The sequence below is a fragment of the Microbacterium sp. lyk4-40-TSB-66 genome (assembly GCF_030209475.1).
GTDB lineage: Bacteria > Actinomycetota > Actinomycetes > Actinomycetales > Microbacteriaceae > Microbacterium.
Genome location: NZ_JARVRW010000004.1, coordinates 283713 through 308107 on the forward strand (window position 1 = coordinate 283713; position 24395 = coordinate 308107).

Annotated in this window: 29 protein-coding genes; 25 read left to right on the forward strand and 4 right to left on the reverse strand. The window is 70.3% G+C overall.

Going from position 1 to position 24395, the window contains the following annotated elements:
* Window positions 1–45 precede the first annotated feature (45 nt).
* Complete coding sequence (locus QRO03_RS08900; protein WP_285137155.1) at window positions 46–1209, reverse strand: glutamate--cysteine ligase; 1164 nt, start codon at window positions 1207–1209, stop codon at window positions 46–48.
* A 233-nt stretch (window positions 1210–1442) separates the two neighbouring features.
* On the opposite strand from QRO03_RS08900, the gene rpsP reads away from it, so the two are divergent.
* Genes rpsP through trmD form a run of 4 tightly spaced genes read left to right on the forward strand, consistent with a single transcriptional unit; the run spans window position 1443 to window position 3448 of the window.
* The gene (gene rpsP / locus QRO03_RS08905; protein WP_285137156.1) at window positions 1443–1859 is read left to right on the forward strand and encodes a 30S ribosomal protein S16; all 417 of its coding nucleotides are present in this window, start codon (window positions 1443–1445) and stop codon (window positions 1857–1859) included.
* Window positions 1860–1864: 5 nt separating this feature from the next.
* Entirely contained in the window at window positions 1865–2095 is a 231-nt protein-coding gene (locus QRO03_RS08910) for an RNA-binding protein (protein WP_058231430.1), read from the forward strand.
* Entirely contained in the window at window positions 2095–2757 is a 663-nt protein-coding gene (rimM, locus tag QRO03_RS08915; RefSeq protein ID WP_285137157.1) for a ribosome maturation factor RimM, read from the forward strand. The genes QRO03_RS08910 and rimM overlap by 1 nt, the downstream gene beginning before the upstream one ends.
* A 1-nt stretch (window position 2758) precedes the next feature.
* A complete protein-coding gene (trmD, locus tag QRO03_RS08920) occupies window positions 2759–3448 on the forward strand; it encodes a tRNA (guanosine(37)-N1)-methyltransferase TrmD (protein ID WP_285137158.1) in 690 nt (229 codons plus the stop codon).
* A 185-nt stretch (window positions 3449–3633) separates the two neighbouring features.
* Here the strand turns inward: trmD and map are convergent, their stop codons facing one another.
* Complete coding sequence (gene map / locus QRO03_RS08925) at window positions 3634–4416, reverse strand: type I methionyl aminopeptidase (RefSeq protein ID WP_285137159.1); 783 nt, start codon at window positions 4414–4416, stop codon at window positions 3634–3636.
* A gap of 115 nt (window positions 4417–4531) precedes the next feature.
* Here map and QRO03_RS08930 point away from each other — a divergent pair, with 115 nt between their 5' ends.
* The 10 genes from QRO03_RS08930 to QRO03_RS08975 all read left to right on the forward strand — a co-directional run bounded on the left by QRO03_RS08930 (window position 4532) and on the right by QRO03_RS08975 (window position 12755).
* On the forward strand, window positions 4532–5026 hold the full coding sequence (locus tag QRO03_RS08930) for an MFS transporter permease (RefSeq protein ID WP_285137160.1): 495 nt from the start codon (window positions 4532–4534) through the stop codon (window positions 5024–5026).
* 174 nt (window positions 5027–5200) lie between these two features.
* Window positions 5201–5548 carry a 50S ribosomal protein L19 gene (rplS, locus tag QRO03_RS08935; RefSeq protein WP_055955342.1) on the forward strand — a complete coding sequence of 116 codons (348 nt, stop codon included), beginning with the start codon at window positions 5201–5203 and terminating at the stop codon, window positions 5546–5548.
* A 143-nt stretch (window positions 5549–5691) separates the two neighbouring features.
* A complete protein-coding gene (gene lepB / locus QRO03_RS08940; protein ID WP_285137161.1) occupies window positions 5692–6441 on the forward strand; it encodes a signal peptidase I in 750 nt (249 codons plus the stop codon).
* Window positions 6438–7091, forward strand: a complete 654-nt coding sequence (gene rnhB, locus QRO03_RS08945; protein WP_183419905.1) for a ribonuclease HII — start codon at window positions 6438–6440, stop codon at window positions 7089–7091. Before lepB ends, rnhB begins: the two co-directional genes overlap by 4 nt.
* Before the next feature lie 163 nt (window positions 7092–7254).
* Window positions 7255–7578 carry a DUF2469 family protein gene (locus QRO03_RS08950; RefSeq protein ID WP_055836674.1) on the forward strand — a complete coding sequence of 108 codons (324 nt, stop codon included), beginning with the start codon at window positions 7255–7257 and terminating at the stop codon, window positions 7576–7578.
* A 92-nt stretch (window positions 7579–7670) separates the two neighbouring features.
* On the forward strand, window positions 7671–8033 hold the full coding sequence (locus QRO03_RS08955; protein WP_285137162.1) for a YraN family protein: 363 nt from the start codon (window positions 7671–7673) through the stop codon (window positions 8031–8033).
* Entirely contained in the window at window positions 8030–9553 is a 1524-nt protein-coding gene (locus QRO03_RS08960) for a YifB family Mg chelatase-like AAA ATPase (protein ID WP_285137163.1), read from the forward strand. The genes QRO03_RS08955 and QRO03_RS08960 overlap by 4 nt, the downstream gene beginning before the upstream one ends.
* Entirely contained in the window at window positions 9550–10722 is a 1173-nt protein-coding gene (dprA, locus tag QRO03_RS08965) for a DNA-processing protein DprA (RefSeq protein ID WP_285137164.1), read from the forward strand. The genes QRO03_RS08960 and dprA overlap by 4 nt, the downstream gene beginning before the upstream one ends.
* A gap of 186 nt (window positions 10723–10908) precedes the next feature.
* Window positions 10909–11874 (forward strand): tyrosine recombinase XerC, encoded by a 966-nt coding sequence (locus QRO03_RS08970; protein WP_285137165.1) that lies wholly within the window; start codon window positions 10909–10911, stop codon window positions 11872–11874.
* A gap of 290 nt (window positions 11875–12164) precedes the next feature.
* Window positions 12165–12755: a hypothetical protein gene (locus tag QRO03_RS08975; RefSeq protein WP_285137166.1), complete on the forward strand. Its 591-nt coding sequence runs from the start codon at window positions 12165–12167 to the stop codon at window positions 12753–12755.
* A 60-nt stretch (window positions 12756–12815) separates the two neighbouring features.
* On the opposite strand, the gene QRO03_RS08980 is transcribed toward QRO03_RS08975, so the two are convergent.
* The gene (locus QRO03_RS08980) at window positions 12816–13289 is read right to left on the reverse strand and encodes a murein hydrolase activator EnvC family protein (RefSeq protein ID WP_285137167.1); all 474 of its coding nucleotides are present in this window, start codon (window positions 13287–13289) and stop codon (window positions 12816–12818) included.
* Between the two features lie 304 nt (window positions 13290–13593).
* On the opposite strand from QRO03_RS08980, the gene rpsB reads away from it, so the two are divergent.
* From rpsB to QRO03_RS09025, 9 genes are all read left to right on the forward strand, one after another.
* Window positions 13594–14523, forward strand: a complete 930-nt coding sequence (gene rpsB, locus QRO03_RS08985; RefSeq protein ID WP_285137168.1) for a 30S ribosomal protein S2 — start codon at window positions 13594–13596, stop codon at window positions 14521–14523.
* Window positions 14524–14677: 154 nt separating this feature from the next.
* Window positions 14678–15505, forward strand: a complete 828-nt coding sequence (gene tsf, locus QRO03_RS08990) for a translation elongation factor Ts (RefSeq protein WP_285137169.1) — start codon at window positions 14678–14680, stop codon at window positions 15503–15505.
* Between the two features lie 131 nt (window positions 15506–15636).
* Window positions 15637–16356 carry a UMP kinase gene (pyrH, locus tag QRO03_RS08995; RefSeq protein WP_285137170.1) on the forward strand — a complete coding sequence of 240 codons (720 nt, stop codon included), beginning with the start codon at window positions 15637–15639 and terminating at the stop codon, window positions 16354–16356.
* Between the two features lie 76 nt (window positions 16357–16432).
* Window positions 16433–16987, forward strand: coding sequence for a ribosome recycling factor (frr, locus tag QRO03_RS09000; RefSeq protein ID WP_055954162.1), 555 nt, complete (start codon window positions 16433–16435; stop codon window positions 16985–16987).
* Between the two features lie 5 nt (window positions 16988–16992).
* Window positions 16993–18042, forward strand: coding sequence for a phosphatidate cytidylyltransferase (locus QRO03_RS09005; RefSeq protein WP_285137171.1), 1050 nt, complete (start codon window positions 16993–16995; stop codon window positions 18040–18042).
* A complete protein-coding gene (locus QRO03_RS09010) occupies window positions 18039–18611 on the forward strand; it encodes a DivIVA domain-containing protein (protein WP_285137172.1) in 573 nt (190 codons plus the stop codon). The genes QRO03_RS09005 and QRO03_RS09010 overlap by 4 nt, the downstream gene beginning before the upstream one ends.
* Window positions 18612–18657: 46 nt before the next feature.
* The gene (locus QRO03_RS09015; protein ID WP_285137173.1) at window positions 18658–19374 is read left to right on the forward strand and encodes an aggregation-promoting factor C-terminal-like domain-containing protein; all 717 of its coding nucleotides are present in this window, start codon (window positions 18658–18660) and stop codon (window positions 19372–19374) included.
* Window positions 19375–19383: 9 nt separating this feature from the next.
* On the forward strand, window positions 19384–19671 hold the full coding sequence (locus QRO03_RS09020; RefSeq protein ID WP_285137174.1) for an Rv1322 family protein: 288 nt from the start codon (window positions 19384–19386) through the stop codon (window positions 19669–19671).
* A complete protein-coding gene (locus tag QRO03_RS09025; RefSeq protein WP_285137175.1) occupies window positions 19671–20393 on the forward strand; it encodes an alpha/beta hydrolase in 723 nt (240 codons plus the stop codon). Before QRO03_RS09020 ends, QRO03_RS09025 begins: the two co-directional genes overlap by 1 nt.
* A 2-nt stretch (window positions 20394–20395) precedes the next feature.
* Here the strand turns inward: QRO03_RS09025 and QRO03_RS09030 are convergent, their stop codons facing one another.
* Entirely contained in the window at window positions 20396–21469 is a 1074-nt protein-coding gene (locus QRO03_RS09030) for an AI-2E family transporter (RefSeq protein WP_285137176.1), read from the reverse strand.
* Window positions 21470–21641: 172 nt separating this feature from the next.
* Between QRO03_RS09030 and QRO03_RS09035 the strand changes: the two genes are divergently transcribed.
* On the forward strand, window positions 21642–23444 hold the full coding sequence (locus QRO03_RS09035) for a DUF8094 domain-containing protein (protein WP_285137177.1): 1803 nt from the start codon (window positions 21642–21644) through the stop codon (window positions 23442–23444).
* A complete protein-coding gene (locus QRO03_RS09040) occupies window positions 23441–24373 on the forward strand; it encodes a tetratricopeptide repeat protein (protein ID WP_285137178.1) in 933 nt (310 codons plus the stop codon). Before QRO03_RS09035 ends, QRO03_RS09040 begins: the two co-directional genes overlap by 4 nt.
* Window positions 24374–24395 lie beyond the last annotated feature (22 nt).

Below are 24395 nucleotides of genomic sequence, written 5' to 3' on the forward strand. Positions count from 1 at the left end.
GCGATCCTAGGAGCGGGCGCCTATGAGCGAGCGTTGAATGCCGTCTCAGACCCGCAGAGCGGCCAGGTGCTCGCGCAGGGTCGGGCCGCCGCGGAACTCGCGGATCAGGTGCTGCACGACCTCGCGCAGGTCGCCGTCGGCTGCCTCGGCCACCGCGATCTGACGCGCCGAGCTCCCGCCGGTGGCGAGGATGGTCTCGAGGCTGGCGAACTCCTTGGCGCACTTCAGCTCGAGGGCGATGTCGGCGAGTTCCTCCATCGTCTCGCGGAGGTGCTCCACGACGGGGCGCTGCGTTCCGGCACGATCGACGATCACGCGGGCGTCCAGGCCGTACCGGGCGGCCCGCCACTTGTTCTCGCGGGCGTACCACGGGGGGATGCCGGGAAGCTCGCGCCCCTCGTCGAGGAGGCGTGAGAAGTGCTCGACGAGTGTCTGCGCGAGAGCGGCGACGGCCGCGAGCTCCGGAAGCGTCGACATGCCGTCGCAGGCCCGGATCTCGACCGTGCCCCACTTCGGTGCCGGACGGATGTCCCAGCGCACCTCGCTGGCATCCGCCATCACGCCCGTTCGCACCATGTCGTCGAGGTAGTCCTCGAACTCACCCCACGTCGCGAGCTGCCAGGGCAGGCCCGCGGTGGGGAGCTGCTGGAACACGAGCGCGCGGTTCGACGCGTAACCCGTGCGTTCGCCGGCCCAGAAGGGGCTCGAGGCCGAGAGCGCCTGCAGGTGCGGGAGGAACACGTTCAGGGCGTTGACGATGGGCATCACCTTCTCGACGTCGTCGACGCCGATGTGCACGTGGATGCCCCAGATCATCATGTTGCGCCCCCACCACTGGGTGCGCTCGATGAGCGTGTGATAGCGCGTCTTGTCGGTGACCTGCTGATCGAACCACTGCGCGAACGGGTGGCTGCCGGCGCAGAGGATCTCGACCCCGCGCGGCTCGGTCTGCTCGCGCAGGGCGCCGATGGCATCCGCGATGTCGTCGACCGCCTCGGCGACGGTGTGCCCGACGCCGCTGGTGACCTCGACCGTGTTGGTCAGCAGCTCCCCGGTGACGGTGAAGCGTTCCAGCGCGGTCTTGTCCTCGAGATGCTCCAGGACCTCGGGAGCGCGGGGGACGAGATCGCCCGTCTCGCGATCGGCGAGCATGAGCTCCCACTCCAGACCCACGGACGAACGCGTCGATGCAGCGAACGGCAGCCTCATGCGGCCCAGTCTGACACGGTGCCCTCGCCGGGGGACGCTCCGCTACTCTGCGCGACGTACCGTGTCGTTTCGCTTCACCTGTCACGGCAAGGCGAAAGGATCTGGCAGAATAGAGGGTCGGACCCACCACTCGACCCTCTATCCAGTGGCGGTCCCCCCTTTTGAGCTTCCGCCGGGTGTGCACCCCACGCTCCAGGCGTTCGGTTCGTTCATTTTCATCATCAGGAGTCATCGTGGCTGTCAAGATCCGTCTCAAGCGCCTCGGAAAGATCCGCGCGCCCTACTACCGCATCGTCGTCGCCGATTCGCGCACCAAGCGCGATGGTCGTGTCATCGAGGAGATCGGCAAGTACCACCCGACCGAGGAGCCCTCGTTCATCGAGGTCGACTCGGAGCGGGCGCAGTACTGGCTGTCGGTGGGCGCGCAGCCCACCGAGCAGGTCGCCGCCATCCTCAAGCTCACGGGCGACTGGGGCAAGTTCAAGGGCGACAAGGACGCCGTCTCCACCGTCAAGGTGCGCGAGCCCAAGGCCGCGTTCGAGGTCGACGCCTCGAAGAAGTCGGTCGTGAAGCCCAAGGCCGAGAAGAAGGCCGACCAGGCCCCCGCCGAGGCGCCCGCTGAGGACGCCGCCGAGACCTCGGCCGAGTAATCCTCGTGCTGTCTGCCGCGCTCGAACACGTCGTCAAGGGGATCGTCGATCACCCCGACGCCGTGACCATCCGTTCCAGCACCTCTCCTCGCGGAGACGTGCTGGAGGTTCGCGTGCACCCCGATGACCGGGGTCGCGTGATCGGGCGCGGCGGACGCACCGCCAAGGCGCTGCGTACGCTCATCACCGCTCTCGCCGACGGCCGCCGCGTGCGCGTCGACGTCGCCGACGACTGATGGCGACCGGCGACACGGCGGGCGCGCAGCCCGCCAACACCCAGCTCCGCGTCGGACGCCTCGTCAAGGCCCACGGCCTCAAGGGCGCGTTCAAGCTGGAGCTCTACACCGACGACCCCGACGGACGCTTCGTCGCGGGCAGTTCGTTCACCCTGCAGGTTCCCGAGTCCTCGCCGTGGCACGGCCGCGAGCTGACGGTCCGCGAATTCCGCTGGATGAACTCCCACCCCGTCGTGTTCTTCGAGGGCGTCGACGACCGCAACGCGGCCGAGGCCCTCGTGAAGGCGATCCTCTGGATCGACCAGGACACCGAGGCCGCCCCGGCCGAGGAAGACGCCTGGTACGACCATCAGCTGGTCGGTCTCGATGTCGTCCGCGACGGCGCCGTCATCGGGCGGGTCGCACGGGTCGATCACTTCCCCGCGCAGGACCTTCTGATCGTCCGCCCCTCCGGTGAGGACCGCGAGGTGCTCGTGCCCTTCGTGAGCGCCATCGTGCCCGAGGTCGACATCGCCGGCGGCCGTGTCGTCGTGACTCCGCCCGCCGGACTCTTCGAGGAGCTGCCGGCCGAGGCCGACGACGAGCCCGAGCCGGCCGACGCCGATTCGGCCGCCTCCGAGCCGATCGCGGCCGAGGCGGACTCCGACACCCGCGAGGACTGACGTGCGCATCGACGTCGTGTCGATCTTCCCCACGATCTTCGACGCCCTCGAGGTGTCGCTTCTGGGCAAGGCTCGACAGAGCGGTCTCCTCGACGTGCACGTGCACGACCTCCGCGCCTTCACCCACGACCGTCACCGGACCGTCGACGACACGCCCTACGGCGGCGGTGCCGGCATGGTGATGAAACCTGAGCCGTGGGGAGAAGCCCTCGACGCCGTCACGCGCGACGCGGTCGATCGTCCGGTCATCGTCTTCCCCTCGCCCGCCGGTGAGCGCTTCACACAGGCCACCGCCCGCGAGCTGTCGACCGCGCCGCACCTCGTCTTCGGCTGCGGGCGCTACGAGGGCATCGACGAGCGCGTGTTCGACTACGCCGCGGAGCTCGGCGACGTGCGTCTGCTGAGCCTGGGCGACTACGTGCTCAACGGGGGAGAAGTCGCCGTCATGGCGATGGTCGAGGCGATCGGCCGCCTCATCCCCGGCGTCGTGGGGAACCCCGAGAGCCTGGTCGAGGAATCGCACGAGGACGGCCTCCTGGAGTACCCTTCCTTCACCAAACCCGCCCTGTGGCGCGAGCGCGAGGTGCCGCCCGTGCTCCTGAGCGGAAACCACGGTGCCGTATCCGCGTGGCGACGTGAGCAGCAGCTCGTGCGCACGCGCGAGCGTCGGCCCGACCTGCTGCCCGACTGACGCGTCCGCGATCCTGAGGTTTCGGCATCCGGCGGCTTCGTCGATCTCGCGGATCGGCGGCTTGCTCGCAGCTTTCGACGCGGAATCTGCGAGATGCGAGCGTTTCTGCGAGCATCCGGGCGCGCGGAGCGAGCCGGACGTGACGGATGCCGCGACCCCGAGGCCGCGGCATCCGCTTCAAGAGGTCAGTCGACGCCGAGGAAAGAGCGGTCGGTCAGCACGAGGGGACCCTCGGGCGTGATCGCGACGGTGTGCTCCGAGTGCGAGCCGCGCGATCCATCCGCGCTGCGCAGCGTCCACCCGTCGGGGTCGGTGATGAGTTCGTCGGTCGTGTGGAGGAACCACGGCTCGAGGGCGACGACGAGTCCCGCGCGGAGCGGGTAGCCGCGCCCCGCCTTGCCGTCGTTGGCGACGTGCGGATCGCCGTGCATGGTGCGGCCGACGCCGTGCCCGCCGAAGTCGGTGTTGATCGACAGGCCCTCGGCGTGCGCGACGGCGGCGATGGCGGCGGAGATGTCACCGATCTTGTGGCCGACGGTCGCGGAGTCGATCGCCGCCGCGAGAGCACGCTGGGTCGTGTCGATGAGCGCGAGGTCCTCGTCGCGCGCGGTTCCCACCACGAACGAGACGGCCGAGTCGGCGACCCATCCGTCGACCGAGGCGGCGAAGTCGAGCGAGACGAGGTCGCCGTCGCGCAGCACGTAGTCGTGGGGGAGGCCGTGCAGGACCGCGTCGTTGATCGAGGTGCACAGCACCTTGCCGAAGGGACTGGCGCCGAACGACGGGTGATAGTCGATGTAGCAGGACTCGGCGCCGGCCTTGCGGATCATGTCGTGCGCGCGGCGGTCGAGGTGCAGCAGGTTGGTGCCCACCTTCGTCTCGTCGCGGAGCGTCGCCAGCACCTCCGCGACGAAGCGCCCCGCGGGTCGCATCGCATCGATCTCGGCCGGCGTACGCAGTTCGATCATGGGTGAATCCTCTCGTGGAACCTCCATTGTCTCCGATGGACACCGGATGCCGTCGTGCCGTCGCGCCATGGCATTCTCAAAGGCCCCGCACATCGACGCGTTCTAGCATCGGCTCATGGTGCTGCGCCGACTGTTCCTCCGCTGGTTGTTCCCGGCCGCCTTCGTCCTGCCGCTCTGGCTCTTCGTCGGGTGGATCGTGTTCTCGGGCGGCAGTGGATGGGCGTTGCTGTGGTTGTTCGTGGCCGTGCCGGCGGTGTTCGTCTCGCAACTGCTGCTGTCGCTGGTGATCCGCGCCCGCACGAGCGTTCGTGAGACGCGGGCGGTGTCGTGGCGCGACCTCGGCGGCCTCGGCGTCTGGCACCTCGTGATCATCGCGCTCGGACTCTTCGACTCGCGGGTGTTCTTCCCGCTGCTCGTCCTGTCGATCGTCGGTGCCCTGCTGCTGTTCTGGTCGTCGCTCGCGCAGTTGTGGAACGAGGCGCGCGGTGCGGTGACCGTCCTGCACACCACCGACGGGACCGCGTACATTCCGCCGACGGCCGAGCGGACGCCCCGGTCGCCCGTGACAGGCGAGGTCATCGTCGTGCCGGAGAACCGACACGCCGACTGACCCGAGGTGGGCCGACCGTTTTGGCGGGGCGGCTCCGGCGTGGCAGAATAGACGATTGTGCCCTGACCGGCTCTGCCTCAGGGGAGTCACGTCGCATCCGCGGCCTCGGGCACGCCTCATCCTTTTCCCTCTTATCGTGCGATCGACCTGTGGCGGTCGCAGGAAGTGATGATCATGCAGATCCTCGACTCCGTCGACGCGGCCTCGCTCCGCTCCGACATCCCCACCTTCGGCCCCGGCGACACCGTCAAGGTGCACGTGAACATCGTCGAAGGCAGCCGCTCGCGTATTCAGGTCTTCCAGGGCGTCGTCATCGGCCGCTCGGGCGACGGCGTGCGCGAGACCTTCTGCGTCCGCAAGGTCAGCTTCCAGGTCGGCGTCGAGCGCACCTTCCCGGTCCACAGCCCCGTGATCGACCACATCGAGGTCGTCACCCGCGGTGACGTGCGTCGCGCGAAGCTGTACTACCTCCGCAGCCTCCGCGGCAAGAAGGCCAAGATCAAGGAGAAGCGCGACCGCTGAGTCCGCTCTCTCGAACGCCCCGTGGGTTCACCCGCGGGGCGTTCGGCGTTTTCGCGGGCGACACGGTCGTCGCACGGCATCCGGGTGTGCGACCCTGGTCTGTGCGGTTCGGTCGGCGTGCGACGAACCCGGTGAAGGAACACATGAGCGACCAGACCGCCTCGACCCCGGATGCCACGGAAACCGCCGCTCCCCAGCGGCGTCGCCGCGGATGGGGGGCCTTCTTCCGCGACCTGATCGTCATCATCGCCATCGCGCTTCTGGTGTCGTTCCTCGTCAAGACGTTCGTTGTGCGGTCGTTCTACATCCCGTCCGCGTCGATGGAGAACACGCTCCTCATCAAGGACCGCATCCTCGTCGACGAACTGACCCCTCGGTTCGGGGAGTACTCCCGCGGAGACATCGTCGTGTTCCGCGACCCGGGCGGATGGCTCCCCTCCCAGCCCACCGAGGAGCGTTCTCCGGTCGTCGAAGGAGCCGACTGGGTTCTGTCGCTGTTCGGCCTCTCGGCCCCCGACAGTGACGACCATCTGATCAAACGCGTGATCGGCACCGAGGGCGACCACGTGGTCTGCTGCAACGCCCTCGGCCAGACGACCGTCAACGGCGTCCCCATCGACGAGAGCTACGTGCGTCTCGCCCCGGGTGCGACGTCGCCGGAGCCGGTGCCGTACGACGTCACCGTGCCGGAGGGGTCGCTCTGGGTGCTCGGTGACAACCGCAACAGCTCGCGCGACTCGCGCTTCAACCAGGATCAGCCGAACCAGGGCTTCGTGCCCGTCGACAACGTGGTGGGCCGGGCGTTCCTCATCACCTGGCCGTTCACGCGGTTCGGACTGATCGACTTCCATCACGAGGTGTTCGCGGGCGTCCCCGCGCCGAGCGGGCAGTGATCGAACCGACCCTCACCTTCGAGCGTCGCGTGCTGAAGCAGCACGCGATCGTCATCGCGTGCGACGAGGTCGGCCGCGGCGCCCTCGCGGGACCCGTGGCGGTCGGGGCCGCCGTCATCGACCCGGCACGCTCGCGCAAGCGCGTGCCGGTGGGCCTCAGGGATTCGAAGCTCGTGCCCGAGGCCCGCCGGCCCGAGGTGGCGGCGCGGGCCGCCGCATTCGTGCAGCACAGTGCGGTGGGGTGGGCGAGCTCCGTCGAGATCGACGAGATCGGCATCATCCGGGCGCTCGGCCTGGCCGCCGTCCGGGCCATCGCCGACCTGCGCGCGCACGGCGTCGTGCCCGAAGAGGCGCTCGTCATCCTCGACGGCAACCACGACTACATCACCCCGGCGGGGGAGTCCGGTCTGACCGTGAAGCCCGTCATCAAGGCCGACCGCGATTGCGCGAGTGCGGCCGCGGCATCCGTCATCGCCAAGGTCGCCCGCGACGCGCTCATGACCGGGCTGCACGACGACCTGCCCGCCTACGGCTGGGCGCGCAACAAGGGCTATGCCAGCCTCGACCACCGCGACGCGATCACGACCCACGGCATGAGCGTGCACCACCGCCACTCGTGGGCGATCGCTGCGGCGCCGACGCTGTTCTGATCCGGTGACCGGCGGGTCCGTCCCTCCTCCGTCGACGGCGCGGGTCTCGCGAGCATCGAGTCGCCCTGACCGGCGCCCGGTCCGGTCGGGCGTCCGGCGGACGCGCCCGGGCGTCCAACCCCATGCCACCGCGACCATGGCGCGCGCCTAGGATGGAAAGACCATGGATGACGACGTCTTCGAGGATTACGACCGCGAACTCGAGCTGGCCCTGTACCGCGAGTACCGCGATGTCGTGCGCCAGTTCACCTACGTGATCGAGACCGAGCGTCGGTTCTATCTCGCGAACGACGTCAACGTCGTGCGCCGCGACACCGAACACGATTTCTACTTCGAGATCTCGATGACCGACGTATGGGTCTGGGACATCTACCGCGCCGACCGATTCGTGAAGTCGGTGCGGGTGCTCACGTTCAAGGACGTGAACGTCGAAGAGCTCTCGCGGCACGACTTCCAGCTGCCCGACGAGCTGTCGCTCGACAACTGAGGTTCCTCCCCAAGACGCGTCTGCTCTGAGCTCTCCACGGATGCGCCGGATCGGCCCACGAGACGGCTGACCCGGATGCCACGCTCTCGGGCATGGCAGCGAAAGACGATCTCGGCCGAGCCGGGGAAGACCGCGCCGTCTCCTATCTCACAGGCGACGGCTACCGCATCATCGCCCGCAATTGGCGGTGCACCCAGGGCGAGATCGACATCGTCGCCGAGCGCGACGACACCCTCGTCGTCGTGGAGGTGAAGACCCGCCGCAGCGAAGACTTCGGGCACCCGTTCGAGGCGATCGACAAGCGCAAGGCGACGCGGCTCTGGCGGCTGGCGATGGCGTGGCTCGCGGCGCACCCCGATCTCGCACGAGGAAAGCGGCTGCGCGTCGACGCCATCGGGGTGACCGGCGGCGATCCGGCGACCGCCCGGCTCGAGCACCTCGAGGACGCCCTGTGACCGTGGCGCGCACCTGGGCGGTGGCGTTGTCGGGACTGCGCGGTGATCTCGTCGAGGTGGAGGCCGACGTCTCGTCGCAGACGCCCGAGTTCTCGATCATCGGCCTCCCCGACAAGGCGCTCGGTGAAGCGGGTCGACGTGTGCGCAACGCCTGCACCAATCGCGGACTCGACCTGCCCAAGCGGCGCATCACGGTCAACCTCTCGCCGGCGAGCCTGCCGAAACGCGGATCCGGCTTCGACGTCGCGATCGCCGTGGCCGCGCTGGCGACGTCCGTCGACATGGATGCCGCGCGCGTCGCGACGACCGTCCACGTGGGCGAGCTGGGTCTCGACGGCCGGTTGCGGCCGGTCCCCGGCGTCCTGCCCTCGGTCATCGCGGCGCAGCGAGCCGGGCACACCCGCGTCGTCGTCCCGAGCGCCAACGCCGCCGAGGCCCGGCTCGTCGAGGGGGTGGAGGTGTTCGCGGCCGCGTGCCTGGCCGAGGTCGTGCGGTGGCACGGCGGCAGCAGCGATGCGGCCGAGCTGGTCGCCGTGGAGGCGCCGGTGGGTGCCGCCTCCGACGAGGTGCCGCTCGACCTCGCCGACGTCGTCGGGCAGCCCGAAGCGGTCGACGCACTGATCGTCGCGGCCGCGGGCGGCCATCACATCCTCATGAGCGGCCCGCCCGGGGCGGGCAAGACGATGCTCGCTCGTCGGCTCCCCGGCATCCTCCCACCCCTCGACGATGAGGCGGCACTGTCGGTTGCCTCGGTCCGTTCGCTCGCGGGCGACACCGTGACGAGGCTCTCGCGAACCCCTCCCTTCGAGAGCCCGCACCACGGGGCGACGGCTGCGGCCCTCATCGGCGGCGGATCCGGCGTCGTGCGCCCGGGGGCGATCGCCCGCGCCAGCGACGGCGTGCTGTTCCTCGACGAGGGCGGCGAGTTTCCCGCGTCCGTGCTCGATGCGCTGAGGCAACCGCTCGAAAGCGGCACGATCCAGGTGCACCGCTCAGGTGTCGCGGCCACCTATCCCGCGCGTTTCCAGCTCGTCGTCGCGACCAACCCCTGTCCGTGCGGCCAGTACGGCGTCCCCGACGGAGCGTGCGAGTGCCCGCCTCAGGCGATCCGGCGGTACACCCGGCGTCTGTCGGGACCTCTCCTCGATCGCATCGACATCGACCTGCGACTGCACCGGGTGTCGTCGGCCCGACAGGAGGGCGACGCGCGGGTGGTCACCTCCGCCGACGCGCGGGGCAGGGTCTCCGAGGCGAGGACGCGAGCGGCTCGCCGGTGGTCGTCGACCGCCTGGCGCCGGAACGCCGACGTGCCCGGCACCTGGCTGAGAGGACCGGCCGCCCCGCCATCGGAGGTGCTCCGGCCCCTCGACACGGCCCTCCGGCGTGGGGCGCTGACGCTCCGCGGCTACGATCGTCTGCTGCGCGTCGCCTGGACCGTCGCCGACCTCGCGGGCCACGAACGGCTCCAGCTCGACGACGTCGGACGAGCGCTGTATCTCCGGCAGGGGGCGGGCGCATGATCGCGTTCGACGAGTCCGCGGCGAGGGTGGCGGTGCGGGGCCTGCGCGGCGAAGAGCACACGTCCGCCGAGGAGGCGTACGCCCGCGCCGTGTGGAGCGTGCTCGTCGAGCCCGGAGACGGTGTGGCGGGCGCGTTCGTGGCCGAGCACGGAGCGGCCGAGGCGCTGCGCCGTATCGACGATTCGGCGGACCCCGACGTGCGGCGGGCGCGCGCACGCTGGGCACCGCGCCGACAGCCGGGCGCCGTCGAGGCCGTGCTCGATGCGGCCCGTCGCTGCGGAGCAGCACTCGTCGTGCCGGGCGACGCCGCGTGGCCGACCCGTCTCGACGACCTCGGCGCGCACGCACCGCTCGCGCTCTGGCGGCGGGGTGTGGCGACGCACGCCGAACGCCCCGCCGTCGCCCTGGTGGGTGCGCGCGCCTCGACGGCGTATGGCGAGGGTGTCGCGGCCGACCTGGCGGCCGACCTGGCCGCAGCGGGGGTCGCGGTCGTCTCCGGTGCCGCGTACGGCATCGACGGCGCCTGCCATCGAGCCGCCCTGTCGGCGGGCGGGGCGACGGTCGCCTTCCTCGCGGGCGGCGTCGATCGTCCCTACCCTCGCGGTCACGAAGCGCTGCTCGCGCAGATCGCCGCCGCGGGGACCGTGTGGAGCGAGACACCCTGCGGGGCCGCGCCGACGAAATGGCGGTTCCTCAGCAGAAACCGTCTGATCGCCGCGATGTCGGATGCGGTCGTCGTGGTCGAGGCCGGGTGGCGCAGCGGATCGCTGAACACGGCCGCTCATGCGGCGACACTCGGACGACCGCTCGGCGCCGTCCCGGGGCCGGTGACCAGTGCCGCCTCGGCCGGGTGCCATCGCGTCCTGCGCGAGTACGACGGCGTGTGCGTGACCTCGGCTTCCGATGTCCTGGAGATGCTCGGCGCCGGGGGGTCGCCACCGCCGGCGTGGGAGCAGGCGCGGACCGACGCGACCACGCGTCTGCTCGACGCCCTGTCGCCGCGCACGGGACGCTCGTCGGACGACGTTGCACGCCGCAGCGGACTCGCGCCCGACGAGGCGGCGATCCTGCTGGGCTTCGCCGAACTGGAGGGTCGCGTGCTCCGCGACGATGACGGCGCGTGGAGGACGGCCGCGCGTGCCGCGGCGGGCGGGCGAACGACGGGGTGAGGAGGCGCCGCCTCGTCGGGGAGCCCGACCGGTTCGCGTGCCGACGTACGAGCGTGGGGGCCGGCCGCTGATGCCGCGGCGGGCGGGCGAGGAACGGGGTGACAGTGCGAATGCGACCGGTTCGTGTCGCGGAGTGCCGGCGCGTGGCGGATGCATTCGAGCGGCTCCGGGGGGCAATCTGGGTGAATGCGCACATCCGAGGTCGTCGAGGGCTATCTCGCTCACGTCGCCGACGTGCGGCGCTTGTCGCCCGCGACGGTTCGCGCCTACCGGGCGGATCTCGCCGACCTCGTCCGTGCGGTGGGCGACGGCGACATCACCCGCATCGAGGTCGACGACCTCCGCGAGTGGCAGTGGCAGGCGACGAAAGCCGGGCAGGCGAAGGCGACGGCCGCCCGGCGGGCCTCGACCGTGCGGGGGATGTTCGCGTGGGCCGCGGAGAAGGGACTGGTCGAGGCCGATCCGTCGCAGCGCATGGTCTCGCCCAAGCGAGGTCGCACACTGCCGACGGTGGCGACGGCCGAAGCGCTCGACGGCGTGCTCTCCGACGCCGCTTCAGCCGCGGGAACCGGGGACGCGATCGCCCTTCGCGACCACGCGGTCCTCGAGGCGCTGTACGGTTCGGGCGCTCGGGTGTCGGAGATCTGCGGACTCGACCTCCACGACGTCGATCACGAACGGCGGACGCTTCGGCTGCGCGGAAAGGGCGACAAAGAGCGCGTGGTGCCGTTCGGTCTTCCGGCGGAACACGCTCTGCAGGCCTACCTCGTGCGCGGTCGTCCCGTGCTGGTGGCGCGCCGTCAGGCGGCCCTGCACGAGGTACACGGCGGCGAGGAGAAACCGCAACCCCGCGGGCTCCCCGCGAAGGGTGACGAGCGCGCCGTCTTCCTGGGTGCGAAGGGCGCGCGACTGGGTGCTCGGGCCGTGCACACGCTCGTGTCGCGAACGGTCGCCCCGCGCGTCGGTGCGGAGGTGCTCGGCCCCCACGCCCTCCGCCACTCGGCGGCGACGCACCTGCTGGACGGGGGAGCCGACCTGCGCGCTGTGCAGGAGATCCTCGGCCACGCGAGCCTGGGAACCACGCAGATCTACACGCACGTCTCGGCGGAACGCTTGCGCGAGGCCTACCGGTTGGCGCACCCGCGCGCCTGACTCCTTGCCTGCCGACGGCATCCGGACCTCCGCCACGCCACCGCCGGGTCGACATCGACGTGGGCCTGACTCGCGCCCGGACGGCGCGCCCGAGGGGAGGCATGAGCCTGGCCCACAGAAGACCGCCGCACCCGCGAACTGACCCACCCTCGGTGAGGACGCCCGAGCGGCCGTCTCTCCCGCGCGGACGGATCGAGTGGATCGCCCCCCTGAGGGTCACCCCACCCGCCCCACCGGTCGGGGGAGCGGTCCCCCTGGTGAGCGCTCTCGCCCGGGCCTACCGTGAGGTCATGAACAGGCGCCTGCTCGCACTTTCCGGCGTGGCCGCCCTCACCGTCCTTCTCGCGGGGTGCATCTTCGTCGGCGCCCCGCGACCGTCCGAATCGCGCCTCCCGCCCAGCCCCGAAGGACAGACCGCGCAGACCGCGGCCCCGTCGTCGACGGCGACCCCCCTCGCTCCGTCACCCGTGGCATCCTCACCGGCCGACGCCGACGCGCTCGACTGCGGCGACGGCGGCAGTCAGATCGCGTCGGGCTCCGATCGATCGTTCCGCGTCACGGGCACCTGCGCCGAGCTGACGGTCACCGGCTCCGCACTCACGATCGACGCGTCCGGCGTCACCGTGTCGACACTCCGGATCACCGGGGATCGCATCCGCACGCAGGTCGCCGGAGCCGACGAGGTGATCGTCGAGGGAGACGACGGTGCGGTGACCTCGGCCGCCGGAATCGGACGCCTCGAGATCCGGGGCGACCGCACGACGACCGAGGCGGCGTCGGGCATCCCCTCGGTCACGGTCCGCGGGCACGACAACGTCGTCCGTTCCGGAGGTGGAGTCGGGTCGGCGGTCGTGTCGGGCAGCGGCAACAAGATCCGCTGACGATCTCGCCGGACAACACCGGCGGGCCACCCGAGTCGGGGCTCGGCGAACAGCAGAGCGTCAGCAGCACGGCAGCAGCACCGCCCGCGGAACGCCGCCGAGCAGCCGCAACGGGTTGATGTACTCCCCGTCCAGCCGCACGCCGAAGTGCAGGGTCCCCGGTGCGGTGTGTCCGCCCGCCGCGAGCCGACCCACCGGTGCCGCCCGGGCGACGGCGTCTCCGACGGCGACATCGGACACCACGGGTTCGAGCGTCGTCACCAACCCACCGCCGTGATCGATGGTCACCACCGGGCGGCCGGCCACCTCGCCCGCGAACGCCACGTGCCCGTCGGCGGGGGAGCGGACGACCTCACCCGACGCCACGTCGATTCCCCGGTGGCCCAGGCCGTAGGCGTGGGCCGGCGCTTCGTACGCGCGGACGACCTGCACGCGCTCGACCGGCCACACCCATCCGAGACCCGCGAGCGGGTCGGGGAGCGCGAGCAGGAGGGCGGCGTAGACCGCGAGGGGACGGAGGGATGCCGAGATCATCGGGGCAGTCTGTCGCGTACGCATCGCGTGATCCGGCGCCACCGACACGGGCGGGGGCCGGCACGCGGTGGGGAGGAACGGTCCTGTATGCTGGGGGACGCATCCCGCATGTCGGGATGACTCCGCGTGCCCATTGCGCACCGCGTCCTTCTCGCGAATGACGCACCGCGCGGCATCCACACCCCATGGTCCTCCGCTTCGGCGGGTGGCGGGTGTGCGCCGGGCACCAGGCTCGTCAGTCGGATCGGCTGACGCGAACAACCACAACCACGGCGCGAAAGCGCCCAGAAACAGGAGTACGACCATGGCCGTCGTCACCATCCGCCAGCTGCTCGACAGCGGCGTTCACTTCGGACACCAGACCCGCCGGTGGAACCCGAAGGTGAAGCGCTTCATCCTGACCGAGCGCTCCGGCATCCACATCATCGACCTGCAGCAGTCGCTGGGCTACATCGACAAGGCGTACGAGTTCGTCAAGGAGACCGTCGCGCACGGCGGCACCATCCTCTTCGTCGGCACCAAGAAGCAGGCGCAGGAAGTCCTCGCCGAGCAGGCGACCCGCGTGGGCCAGCCCTACGTCAACCAGCGCTGGCTCGGTGGCCTCCTCACCAACTTCCAGACGGTGTCCAAGCGCCTCGCCCGCATGAAGGAGCTCGAGGAGCTCGACTACGAGAACCCGGCCGAGAGCGGCTTCACCAAGAAGGAACTGCTGCTGAAGAAGCGCGAGCTCGACAAGCTGCACAAGTCGCTCGGTGGTATCCGCAACCTGCAGAAGACCCCGTCGGCGATCTGGGTCGTCGACGCCAAGCGCGAGCACCTCGCGGTCGACGAGGCCAAGAAGCTCGGCATCCCCGTGATCGGCATCCTCGACACGAACGCCGACCCCGACGAGTTCCAGTACCCGATCCCCGGTAACGACGACGCGATCCGCTCGGTGAGCCTGCTCACGCGCATCATCGCCGATGCCGCCGCCGAGGGCCTGATCCAGCGTCACCAGCCCGCCGGTGAGGACGAGGCCGCCGAGCCCCTCGCCGAGTGGGAGCGCGAGCTGCTCGAGACGCCGGCCGAGACGAACGCCGAGACCACCGAGGCCGCAACGGAGTCGCCCGCCGACGCCGCCGGTGCCGAGGCTCACGACGAGACCGTCGCCGCCGAGTCGGACGAGACCGCGACCGAGGTCGCCGACGCCGAGGCGACCGACGCCGACGCCGCCGAGGCCACCGACAGCAAGTAAGCCGCGCGACGCCCGGTTCACCCTCGCGTGAACGGCGCGTCACCCGCACAGGCTACGATCCGGCGGGGTCGTGACTGCCCCCTCGCTCGAGGGTGGCGACACGGCCCCGCCGGGCTCACATCGAGAACGAAAACGACAAGGAGACCGCCACACCATGGCAAACTTCACGATCGCCGACATCAAGGCGCTGCGCGAGCAGCTCGGCACCGGCATGGTCGACACCAAGAAGGCGCTCGAAGAGGCTGACGGCGACGTCGAGAAGGCCGTCGAGATCCTGCGCCTCAAGGGTGCCAAGGGCAACGCCAAGCGCGCCGACCGTTCCACGAGCGAGGGCCTCGTCGCCGCTCGCGAGAACAACGGTTCGGTGACGCTTCTCGAGCTCGCCTGCGAGACCGACTTCGTCGCCAAGAACGAGCGTTTCATCGCTCTCGCCGACAAGGTCGTCGACGCGGCCGCCGCCGCCGGTGTCGACTCGGTCGAGGCGGCCCTGGCCGCCGACGCCGACGGCAAGACCGTCGAGCAGCTCATCTCCGACGAGGCCGCCATCATCGGTGAGAAGGTCGAACTGCGTCGCGTGCGCACCATCTCGGGCGACAAGTTCGAGGTGTACCTGCACAAGACCAGCAAGGACCTGCCCCCGCAGGTCGGCGTGGTGCTCGCCTACACCGGTGACGACGCCGAGACCGCTCGCTCGATCGCGCAGCACATCTCGTTCGCGAACCCCTCGTACCTCACCCGCGACGCCGTCCCCGCGGCCGACGTCGACAAGGAGCGCGAAATCGTCACCGAGATCTCCCGCAACGAGGGCAAGCCCGAGGCTGCCCTGCCGAAGATCGTCGAGGGACGCGTCAACGCGTTCTTCAAGCAGGTCTCGCTGCTCGACCAGGACTACGCGAAGGACAACAAGCTGTCCGTCGCCAAGGTCGCGTCCGACGCCGGTCTCACCCTGACCGACTTCGCCCGCTTCAAGGTCGGCGCGTAACGCCCGCATGACAAGGCCCGGGATGCCACGGCATCCCGGGCCTTTTCCCTGCCCGGGCTCCCGCCGACCGCCGCCGACGCGCGCAGGAAACGCGCGCGGGATAGTTTGTTCAAGACGAGAGGACACCACACGTGATCGATGAGGCCAGCAAGCGCCGCCGAGTACTGCTGAAGCTGTCGGGGGAGGCGTTCGGCGGAGGCCAGTTGGGCGTGAACCCCGACGTCGTCAGCCAGATCGCCCGCGAGATCGCCGAGGCGACCGACCGCGTCGAGATCGCCATCGTCGTGGGCGGGGGCAACTTCTTCCGCGGGGCCGAGCTCAGCCAGCGCGGCATGGACCGCGGACGCGCCGACTACATGGGCATGCTGGGGACGGTCATGAACGCCCTCGCCCTGCAGGACTTCCTCGAGCAGGCCGGTGCCGCCACCCGCGTGCAGTCGGCCATCTCGATGACCCAGGTCGCCGAGCCCTACATCCCGCGTCGCGCGATGCGTCACCTCGAGAAGGGTCGCGTCGTGATCTTCGGCGCCGGCGCGGGCCTGCCCTACTTCTCCACCGACACCGTCGCCGCCCAGCGTGCACTCGAGATCGGCGCCACCGAGGTGCTGGTCGCGAAGAACGGCGTCGACGGCGTCTACACCGCCGACCCCCGCACCGACCCCTCGGCCACCAAGCTCGACCACGTGACGTACGGCGACGCCCTCCAGAAGGGTCTCAAGGTCGTCGACTCCACGGCGTTCAGCCTCTGCATGGACAACGGCATGGACATGCGGGTGTTCGGCATGGAGCCGGCCGGCAACGTCACCCGGGCACTGCTGGGCGACACGATGGGTACGCTCGTCACCGCGTGACGCGCCGCGCGGGCCCGGGGAGCCGGGCCCGCGCGCGACTAGACTGAGACGTCAAGTCCCAACGAATGGAGTCACCGTGATCGCCGATGTCCTCGCCGATGCCGGAGCGCGCATGGATCGCGCCGTGGAGGCCGCCAAGGAGGACTTCGCGACCGTCCGTACCGGGCGCGCGAACCCCCAGATGTTCCAGAAGGTGCTGGTCGACTACTACGGGTCGCCGACACCCCTCGCGCAGCTCGCCTCGCTGAACAACCCCGAGGCCCGCACGCTGGTCATCAACCCGTACGACAAGACGGCGCTGAAGGCCATCGAGCAGGCGATCCGCGACATGCCGAACCTCGGCGTGAACCCCACCAACGACGGCACGATCGTGCGTGTCACCATGCCCGAGCTCACCCAGGACCGCCGCAAGGAGTACGTCAAGATCGTGCGCGGCAAGGGCGAAGACGCCAAGGTGCAGGTGCGCAACCTCCGACGGAAGGCCAAAGACGATCTGGACGCCCTCAAGAGCGACGTCGGCGAAGACGAGCTCGTGCGCGCCGAGAAGGAGCTCGACACCGTCACGCGCACGCACGTCGACATGATCGACGAGGCGCTCAAGCGCAAAGAGGCCGAGCTTCTCGAGGTCTGATCCGCATGCCCGACGCCCCTGAGACCGGCGAAGATCAGCCGGTCGATCCGCCCGGCTCGCGTCGGGAAGAGGCTGCGCGCCGCTCGCCGACCACGGGAGAGGGCGTGACGGCGATCGAGTCGCAGCTGCGTGCCATGCGCACGGATGCCGAGCAGCACATCGCGCACGCCCGCGCGGAGTTCGGTCAAGCGAACGAGCGACTCAAGCAGCGCACCGGTCGCGACCTCATCGTCGCGACCCTGATCGGCGTCGCGATCGGCGCGGTCCTCGTCGCCTCCCTCATCTTCGTGAAGTGGGCCTTCGTGTTCTTCGCCGGGGCGGCCATGGTCCTCGGGGTGCTCGAGTTCTCCCGCGCGCTGCAGGTCGCGGGGCGTCGCGTCGACGTCGTTCCGCAGCTCGTGATGGGGTCGTTGCTGCTGCTGAGCGGGTTCTTCCTGGGTCCCTGGGTGCATTGGATCGCGACCCTCGCCGCGGTGGTCGTCGTCGTCGTGTGGCGTCTGATCGCGCAGATGATCGCGTCGGACGGCCGGGCGCGGATCGACGTGATCGGCGACGTGCTCGTCGGGGGCTTCGTCCAGCTGTACGTCCCCTTCCTCACGAGCATGGCGGTCGTGCTCCTCGCCCAGCCCCGAGGCGAGTGGTGGGTCCTGGCCTTCATCATCCTGGCCGTCGCCGCCGACACCGGTGCCTACGTGTCGGGCCTCACCTTCGGGCGGGGCGGGCGGCATCCGATGGCACCCCGCATCAGCCCGAAGAAGACCTGGGAAGGCTTCGCCGGCGCCTGCGTCGCCGCCCTCGTGGCGGGGGCGCTGCTGGCCGTGTTCATGCTGCAGGTCCCGTGGTGGGCGGGCCTCGTGTTCGGCGCCGTGGTGCTGGCCACGGCGACGGTCGGCGATCTCGGCGAGTCGATGGTGAAGCGCGACCTCGGCATCAAGGACATGAGTTCGTGGCTGCCCGGCCACGGCGGGGTCCTCGATCGCCTCGATTCGATCCTGCCGTCGGCCACCGCCGCCCTGGTGACCTACTACCTCCTCGCACCGTTGGGAGTGTCATGAGCGAGACGCAGATCCACGACACGTCCGAGGCCACGCCGTTCCCCGGCTCCGGCCGGGCGAAGGGATACGAGAGGCGCGCCGTCGACACCTTCCTCTCCCGGGCACGTGAGGTCTTCGAAAGCGACGACGTCGGGACCTTGCGATCCTCCGACGTCCGCGCGGCCGCGTTCCCCCTCGTGCGCGGGGGCTACTCCGTCACCGCCGTCGACGCGGCGCTCGGACGCGTCGAAGACGCCTTCGCGGCACGCGAGCGCGAGCACGCCCTCTCGCGACTCGGAGCCCGCGCGTGGGTCGCCGAGACCCGTGACACCGCTCAGGTCGTCCTCGACCGTCTGCGGCGTCCCAAAGGGTCGCGCTTCGAGCGCGTCGGCATCCTGCATTACGGCTACCGCGTCGACGAGGTCGACGTCGTCGCCGACCGCGTGGCGCGTTATCTCGCGGCGGGCGACTCCGTCACCCCCGACCAAGTGCGTGCGGTGGCCTTCCGGATGCAACGCGGCGGATACCGCGAGGCACAGGTCGACGCCGTGCTCGACGCCGTCGTCGACGTGATGCTCGCCGTCGGATGAGCGCGGATGACACGTCGCGTCGCGCCTCGGTAGACTCAGCGGCACTGTGACTTCCGGTTCGCATCTCTCCCGCACCTCCTCGTCCCGTGTCGCCCGCCGCGGCGAGACGGGCCACGACGTGGTCCCTCCGGTGATGCCCCGTCGAACGAACCCCCGGTGGTCACGGCGTCGCGGTGTCGTGGGCGCGTTCGGCGCGTGCGCGGCGGTGCTCTTCACTGCGGCGTACGTGGGCCCCATGGGGGCGGCGCTCCAGCCCGCTCAGGCCGACGAGCCGCGGACGGTCACCCTCTACGCCGAGGGTTTGGACGACACGCAGGCGGTCTCCACCCTCGGTGAGAAGCAGGCGCCGCAGCTCGATCGCTCCAGCTACAACGTCTACGTAAAGCCGAAGCCGACACCGACTCCCACGCCGACCCCGACACGTACGAGCGAGTCCAACGGAGAGTCGTCGGCGGGCAGTTCCGGGCCGTTGTTCTACACGGGCGGCGGGGCTCCCGCCGAGTGGATGGCCGCCGCCGGCATCGCCGAGTCCGACATGGGCTACGTCGACTACATCGTCAGCCGTGAGAGCGGGTGGAACCCCAACGCCACCAACCGCTCGTCCGGGGCGTGCGGGCTCGTCCAGGCCCTTCCGTGCAGCAAGGTGCCCGGCAACGGGTACGACCCGGTCGACAACCTGCGCTGGGCCACCGGTTACGCCACGGGCCGCTACGGCAGCTGGGCCGGCGCCTACGCGTTCTGGACCAACAATCACTGGTGGTGAGCGGCATCCATGCCCCGCTCCCGTAAACGGCGCCCTGATCCCGATCGCGGCGAGGACTCCCTCGACCGGCTGATCGCGGGGTGGAAGCGCAGCGAGGTCAAACGCGGCACCGAGTGGACCGTGCAGCCGATCTCGGCCCCGCAGGCGCAGAAGGACTACATCTGTCCCGGCTGCGGGCGCACGGTGCCAGCGGGGACCGCCCACCTCGTCGTCTGGCGCGCGGATGGCGTGCTCGGCGACGCCGCCGATCTCGCGGCACGTCGACATTGGCACACGCACTGTTGGAGGATCGCCTGATGGAGATTCGCGGCCCCGTCCTGCTTCCCGCCCGTCGGGAGGACATCGAACTGCACACGGTCGACGACCTCACCCTCGTCGGCGAGTTGGCGCTCCCGGCCGACCGCGAGCCGGTCGCCACGCTGGTGACCCTGCATCCGCTGCCGACAGCGGGTGGGTTCATGGACTCGCACATCCTGCGCAAGGCCGCCGGCCGCCTCCCCGCCCTCGCCGACATCGCCGTGCTGCGCTTCAACACCCGCGGGACGACCTCGCCGCGAGGGACGAGCGAGGGCGCGTTCGACGGCGGAGCGAACGAGGTGTTCGACGTGGCCGCCGCGGTCGACTTCGTCCGCGAGCGGGGCCTCCCGCGTCCGTGGTTGGTGGGTTGGTCCTTCGGCACCGAGTTGGCGTTGAAGTACGGCCGCGATCACGACATCGAGGGCGTCATCCTGCTCTCGCCGCCCCTTCACCGCGCCACCGCCGACGAGGTCGCCGCCTGGGCCGGTGACGCTCGCCGGATGGTGGTGCTCGTGCCGGAGTTCGACGACTACCTCCGGCCCGACGAGGCGCGCGAGCGTTTCGCCGCGGTTCCGGATGCCACGCTGATCGCCGTCGAAGGCGGTAAGCACCTGTGGGTGGGCGAGACGCAGACGCGCCGCGTGCTGACCGAGATCGTCGCCGCGGTCGCCCCCGACGCCCTGCCGCTGCCCGTCGAATGGGACGGCGACGTCGCCGACTGAGTTCAGCGCTCGTTCTGCCGCGGGATGATGACCTCGCGGTAGATGATGAGGATGCTGGCGGCCACGGGGATCGCGATGAGCGCGCCCAACAGGTTCAGCAGCGCGCCGCCCGCGAGCGCCGAGATGACCACGACGGATCCGGGCACCGAGACCGCGCGGTTCATGATGCGCGGAGAGATCACGTACGCCTCGATCTGCATGTAGACGAGGTAGTACACCAGGGCGATGATCGCGATGGTGGGAGACCCGACCCCCGGGATCAGGCAGCTGAGCACGATGATGGTCGATCCGGTGAGCGTTCCGACCAGCGGGATGAGCGAGAAGAAGAAGGCGATGACCGCGAGCACGGCGGGGAACGGCGCCTGGATGATCGAAAGGAAGATCGCGCTGAGTACGCCGTTGATGACGCCCAGGCTGACCTGCCCCATGACGTAGTAACCCACGGAGTCGGTGATCTTCTCGGCGAGTTCGATGAAACGCGCACGCTTGGACGCCGGCACGAGCTGGTACACCGCCGACTTCAGCGACGGGGTCGATGCCGTGAAGTAGATGGTCAGGATGAGCACGATGAACGCGCCGCCCAGGCCCGCCGCCACCGCTCCGCCGACGGTGAGGAGGCTGTTGCCGATCATGGTCGAGATGGAACCCACGTCGAGCGTGGAGATCCACTGCTGCACGCCCGCCCACACGTCGTCCAGACGCAGCCAGGGGAGGTTCGCCGACACCCAGTCCTGCACCTGCTGCACGACCTCGTTCCAGCGATCGGGCTGCAGCAGCTGCTCCACCTGCACGACGAGCTGAGCGATCTGCCCGACGATGATGGGCACGACCATCACGATGATCCCCGCGAAGATCCCGAGGACCCCGAGGATCGTCACGAGCACGGCCGCCCAACGGGGGAGTCCGCGCCTCTCGAGGAACGACACCACGGGGTCGAGCCCGAGGGAGAGGAACAGCGCCGTTCCGACGTAGAGGAGGATCGTCGAGAGGTTCTGCACGCTGCCGATGAGCAGCAGACCGACTCCGACGCCCAGTGTTGCCAGCAGTGCGACCCGGAAGGGGTTGTGGATCTTCATGCCGCCAGACTCCCGCCTCAGCGGGCGTTCGTGCCCGTGACGTCAGGATACTGACGCCAGCGGCGCCGATTGCGCGCGACGGGCCTCGCCGAGAACTTTCAGCCGCCCTCGGATAGTCTGAAACGTCGATTCTTCGGTGGCGCCCGAGCCGCCGGTGGGGATGGTGTGAAGCGTGAGATTCGTCTGGGCTGTGGTGGCGTTCGTCATCGCGGCCGTCATGATCGGTGCCGGAATCGCCCAGAGGACGGTGTTCCAGGGTCCATCCGAGGCCTCGGCGACCGTTCAGACCGAGGGAACGTCCGCCTACACGCTCGTCGACGGCGCGCTGCTGACCAGTGTGCCGGGCGCCCAGACGCTGCGCGTCGAGGGTGACGGCGAGGTGTTCGCCGCCTACGGCCGCACCGCCGACATGCAGGCGTGGCTCGCCGACGTGCCGTACACCGCCGTGACCGTCGACGGCGAGGGCGTCGTGCAGACCAGCGAGGTGGAGCCGACCGTGAGGGCGACGAGCGCCGCCGCGGCCGGTCGCAGCCCCGTCGACTCCGACCTGTGGCTCGACGAGTACGAGCAGACGGGCACGCTGTCGGCGACATTGCAGCTGCCGAGCGAGATGAGCGTGCTCATCGCCTCCGACGGCACCGCCCCCGCTCCCGCCAACGTCAGCGTGAGCTGGCCCATCGACGACTCGACCCCGTGGGCCGGCCCCCTCATCGTCGGCGGCGGCATCGTGCTGCTCATCGGTCTCGTGCTCTACCTGCTCGGCATCCGGCACGTTCGCCGCTCGCGTCGTCCGCGCCGGAAGGGTCTGCCCCTGCCCGTCACCGAGCCGATCTCGATGGTCGGCGACGCCGAGGCGAAGGGCGTCATCAGCGACAGCCCGGGCCGACGCGGTTCGCGCGGCCGCGGCGCCCTCGGCGGACGACGGGCCCTCATCGCGGTTCCCGCCCTCGGCGTCTCCGTCGCCCTCCTCGCGGGGTGCTCCGCCGACGCGTGGCCCCAGTTCGCCGCTGAGGAGACGCCGAGCCCCACACCGACCGTGATCGTCCCGGAGGGGCAGTTCCCGCCCGCCGTCACCGAGGCGCAGGCGCAGCGAATCGTGTCGCGCGTGTCCTCCACCGTCGCGCAGGCCGACGCCGCCCTCGACGCGACGGGAGCCGCTGAGCGTCTCGCCGGCCCCGCATTGGCCGAACGTCAGACCAACTACACACTGCGCGCGGCGATCCCCGACCGGGCCCCCCTGCCCGCGATCCCCGCCGAGCCGGTGCAGATCGTCCTGCCTCAGACGACCGGGACCTGGCCCCGGACGCTCATGACGGTCGTGGAGTCCGCGGATGCCGCGACGCCGACGACGACCATCATGATGATGTCGCAGGAGACGCCGTGGGACGAGTACAAGGCGTCCTACGTCGGCAACCTGGAGGCGTCTACCAACCTGCCGGAGCTCGCCGCCGAATACGTGGGGGCGACGCAGATCCCGCCGGACTCGAGCTTCCTCGTGCTGGCGCCCGAGAAGGTGGCTGCGGCCTACGCCGACATCATCAACAACGGGCAGAACAGTGCGTTCTGGTCGACGTTCGACACCGCCAACGATCTGCTGCTGTCGGCGATCCAGGACAACAAGACCAAACGCACCGACGAGTTGAACCAGACGGGTGCGGGAACCGCGGAGATCAGCTTCGCGGCGTCGGCGGGACCCGCGACCCCGATCGCCCTCGCGACCCTCGACACCGGCGCGATCGTCGCGGTCAACGTGTACGAGAGCGACACCGCGAAGCCGACCAACGCCGACGCGGTCATCAAGCTCGACAACAACCCCGCCGTCAAGGCGCTCACCGGCGTCGACCAGTCCGCGACCGGTTTCACCACGACCTACTCCGATCAGGTGTTCTTCTACGTGCCCAGCCAGGGCTCGGACGACCAGATCCGCCTGCTCGGTTACCGATCCAGCCTCCTCGAAGCGAAGGTTTCCCCGTGAGCACTCCCGCCCCCGGCTCCGTCCTGCGCGGTGCCGTCGACCTCTCGTCGCTGCGCAACCGCCCCCAGACCCCCGCGCCCGCGTCTCCCGACGCCCCGGCGGGTGGCGCGACCCCCCTCGTCTTCGATGTGACGGATGCCACCTTCGGCGACGTCCTCGAGCTCTCGCGCACCGTGCCGGTCGTCATCGACCTGTGGGCCGAGTGGTGCGAGCCCTGCAAGCAGTTGAGCCCCGTGCTCGAGAAGGTCGTCACCGAACTCGGTGGACGCCTCGTGCTCGCGAAGGTCGACGTCGACGCCAACCCGCAGCTGGCGCAGGGGTTCCGCGCACAGTCCATCCCGATGGTGCTCGCGCTCGTCGCGGGGCAGCCCGTCCCGCTCTTCACCGGAGCGGTGCCGGAGCAGCAGGTGCGCGACGTGTTCGCCCAGCTGCTGCAGCTCGCCGCTCAGCACGGTGTGACGGGTACCGTCCCGGTGGAGGGGACCGAACCCGCCGAGGCGCCCGGTGACGAGCCCCTCCCTCCGCTGCACGCCGAAGCCTTCGCCGCGATCGAAGAAGGCGACTACGCCCGCGCCGTCGCCGCTTACGAGAAGGCCCTCGTCGAGGATCCGCGTGATGCCGACGCCCGCGCCGGTCTCGGGCAGGTGCGTCTGCTCGCTCGCGTGCAGGACGCCGATCTGCAGGCCGCACGCGCCGCCGCCGCCGCGTCGCCCACCGGCATCGACGCGCAATTCCTCGTCGCGGACCTCGATGTCGTCGGCGGACACGTCGACGATGCCTTCGGACGTCTGCTCGAACTCTTCGCAGCGCTTCCCACCGACGAGCGCGCCCCCGTGCGCGAGCGACTGCTCGAGCTGTTCGGCCTCATCGGCGACGACGACGCCCGCGTCATCCGCGCGCGTACCCGTTTGGCATCCCTGCTCTTCTGAGCCCGAGGCGAGGGTGTGATCC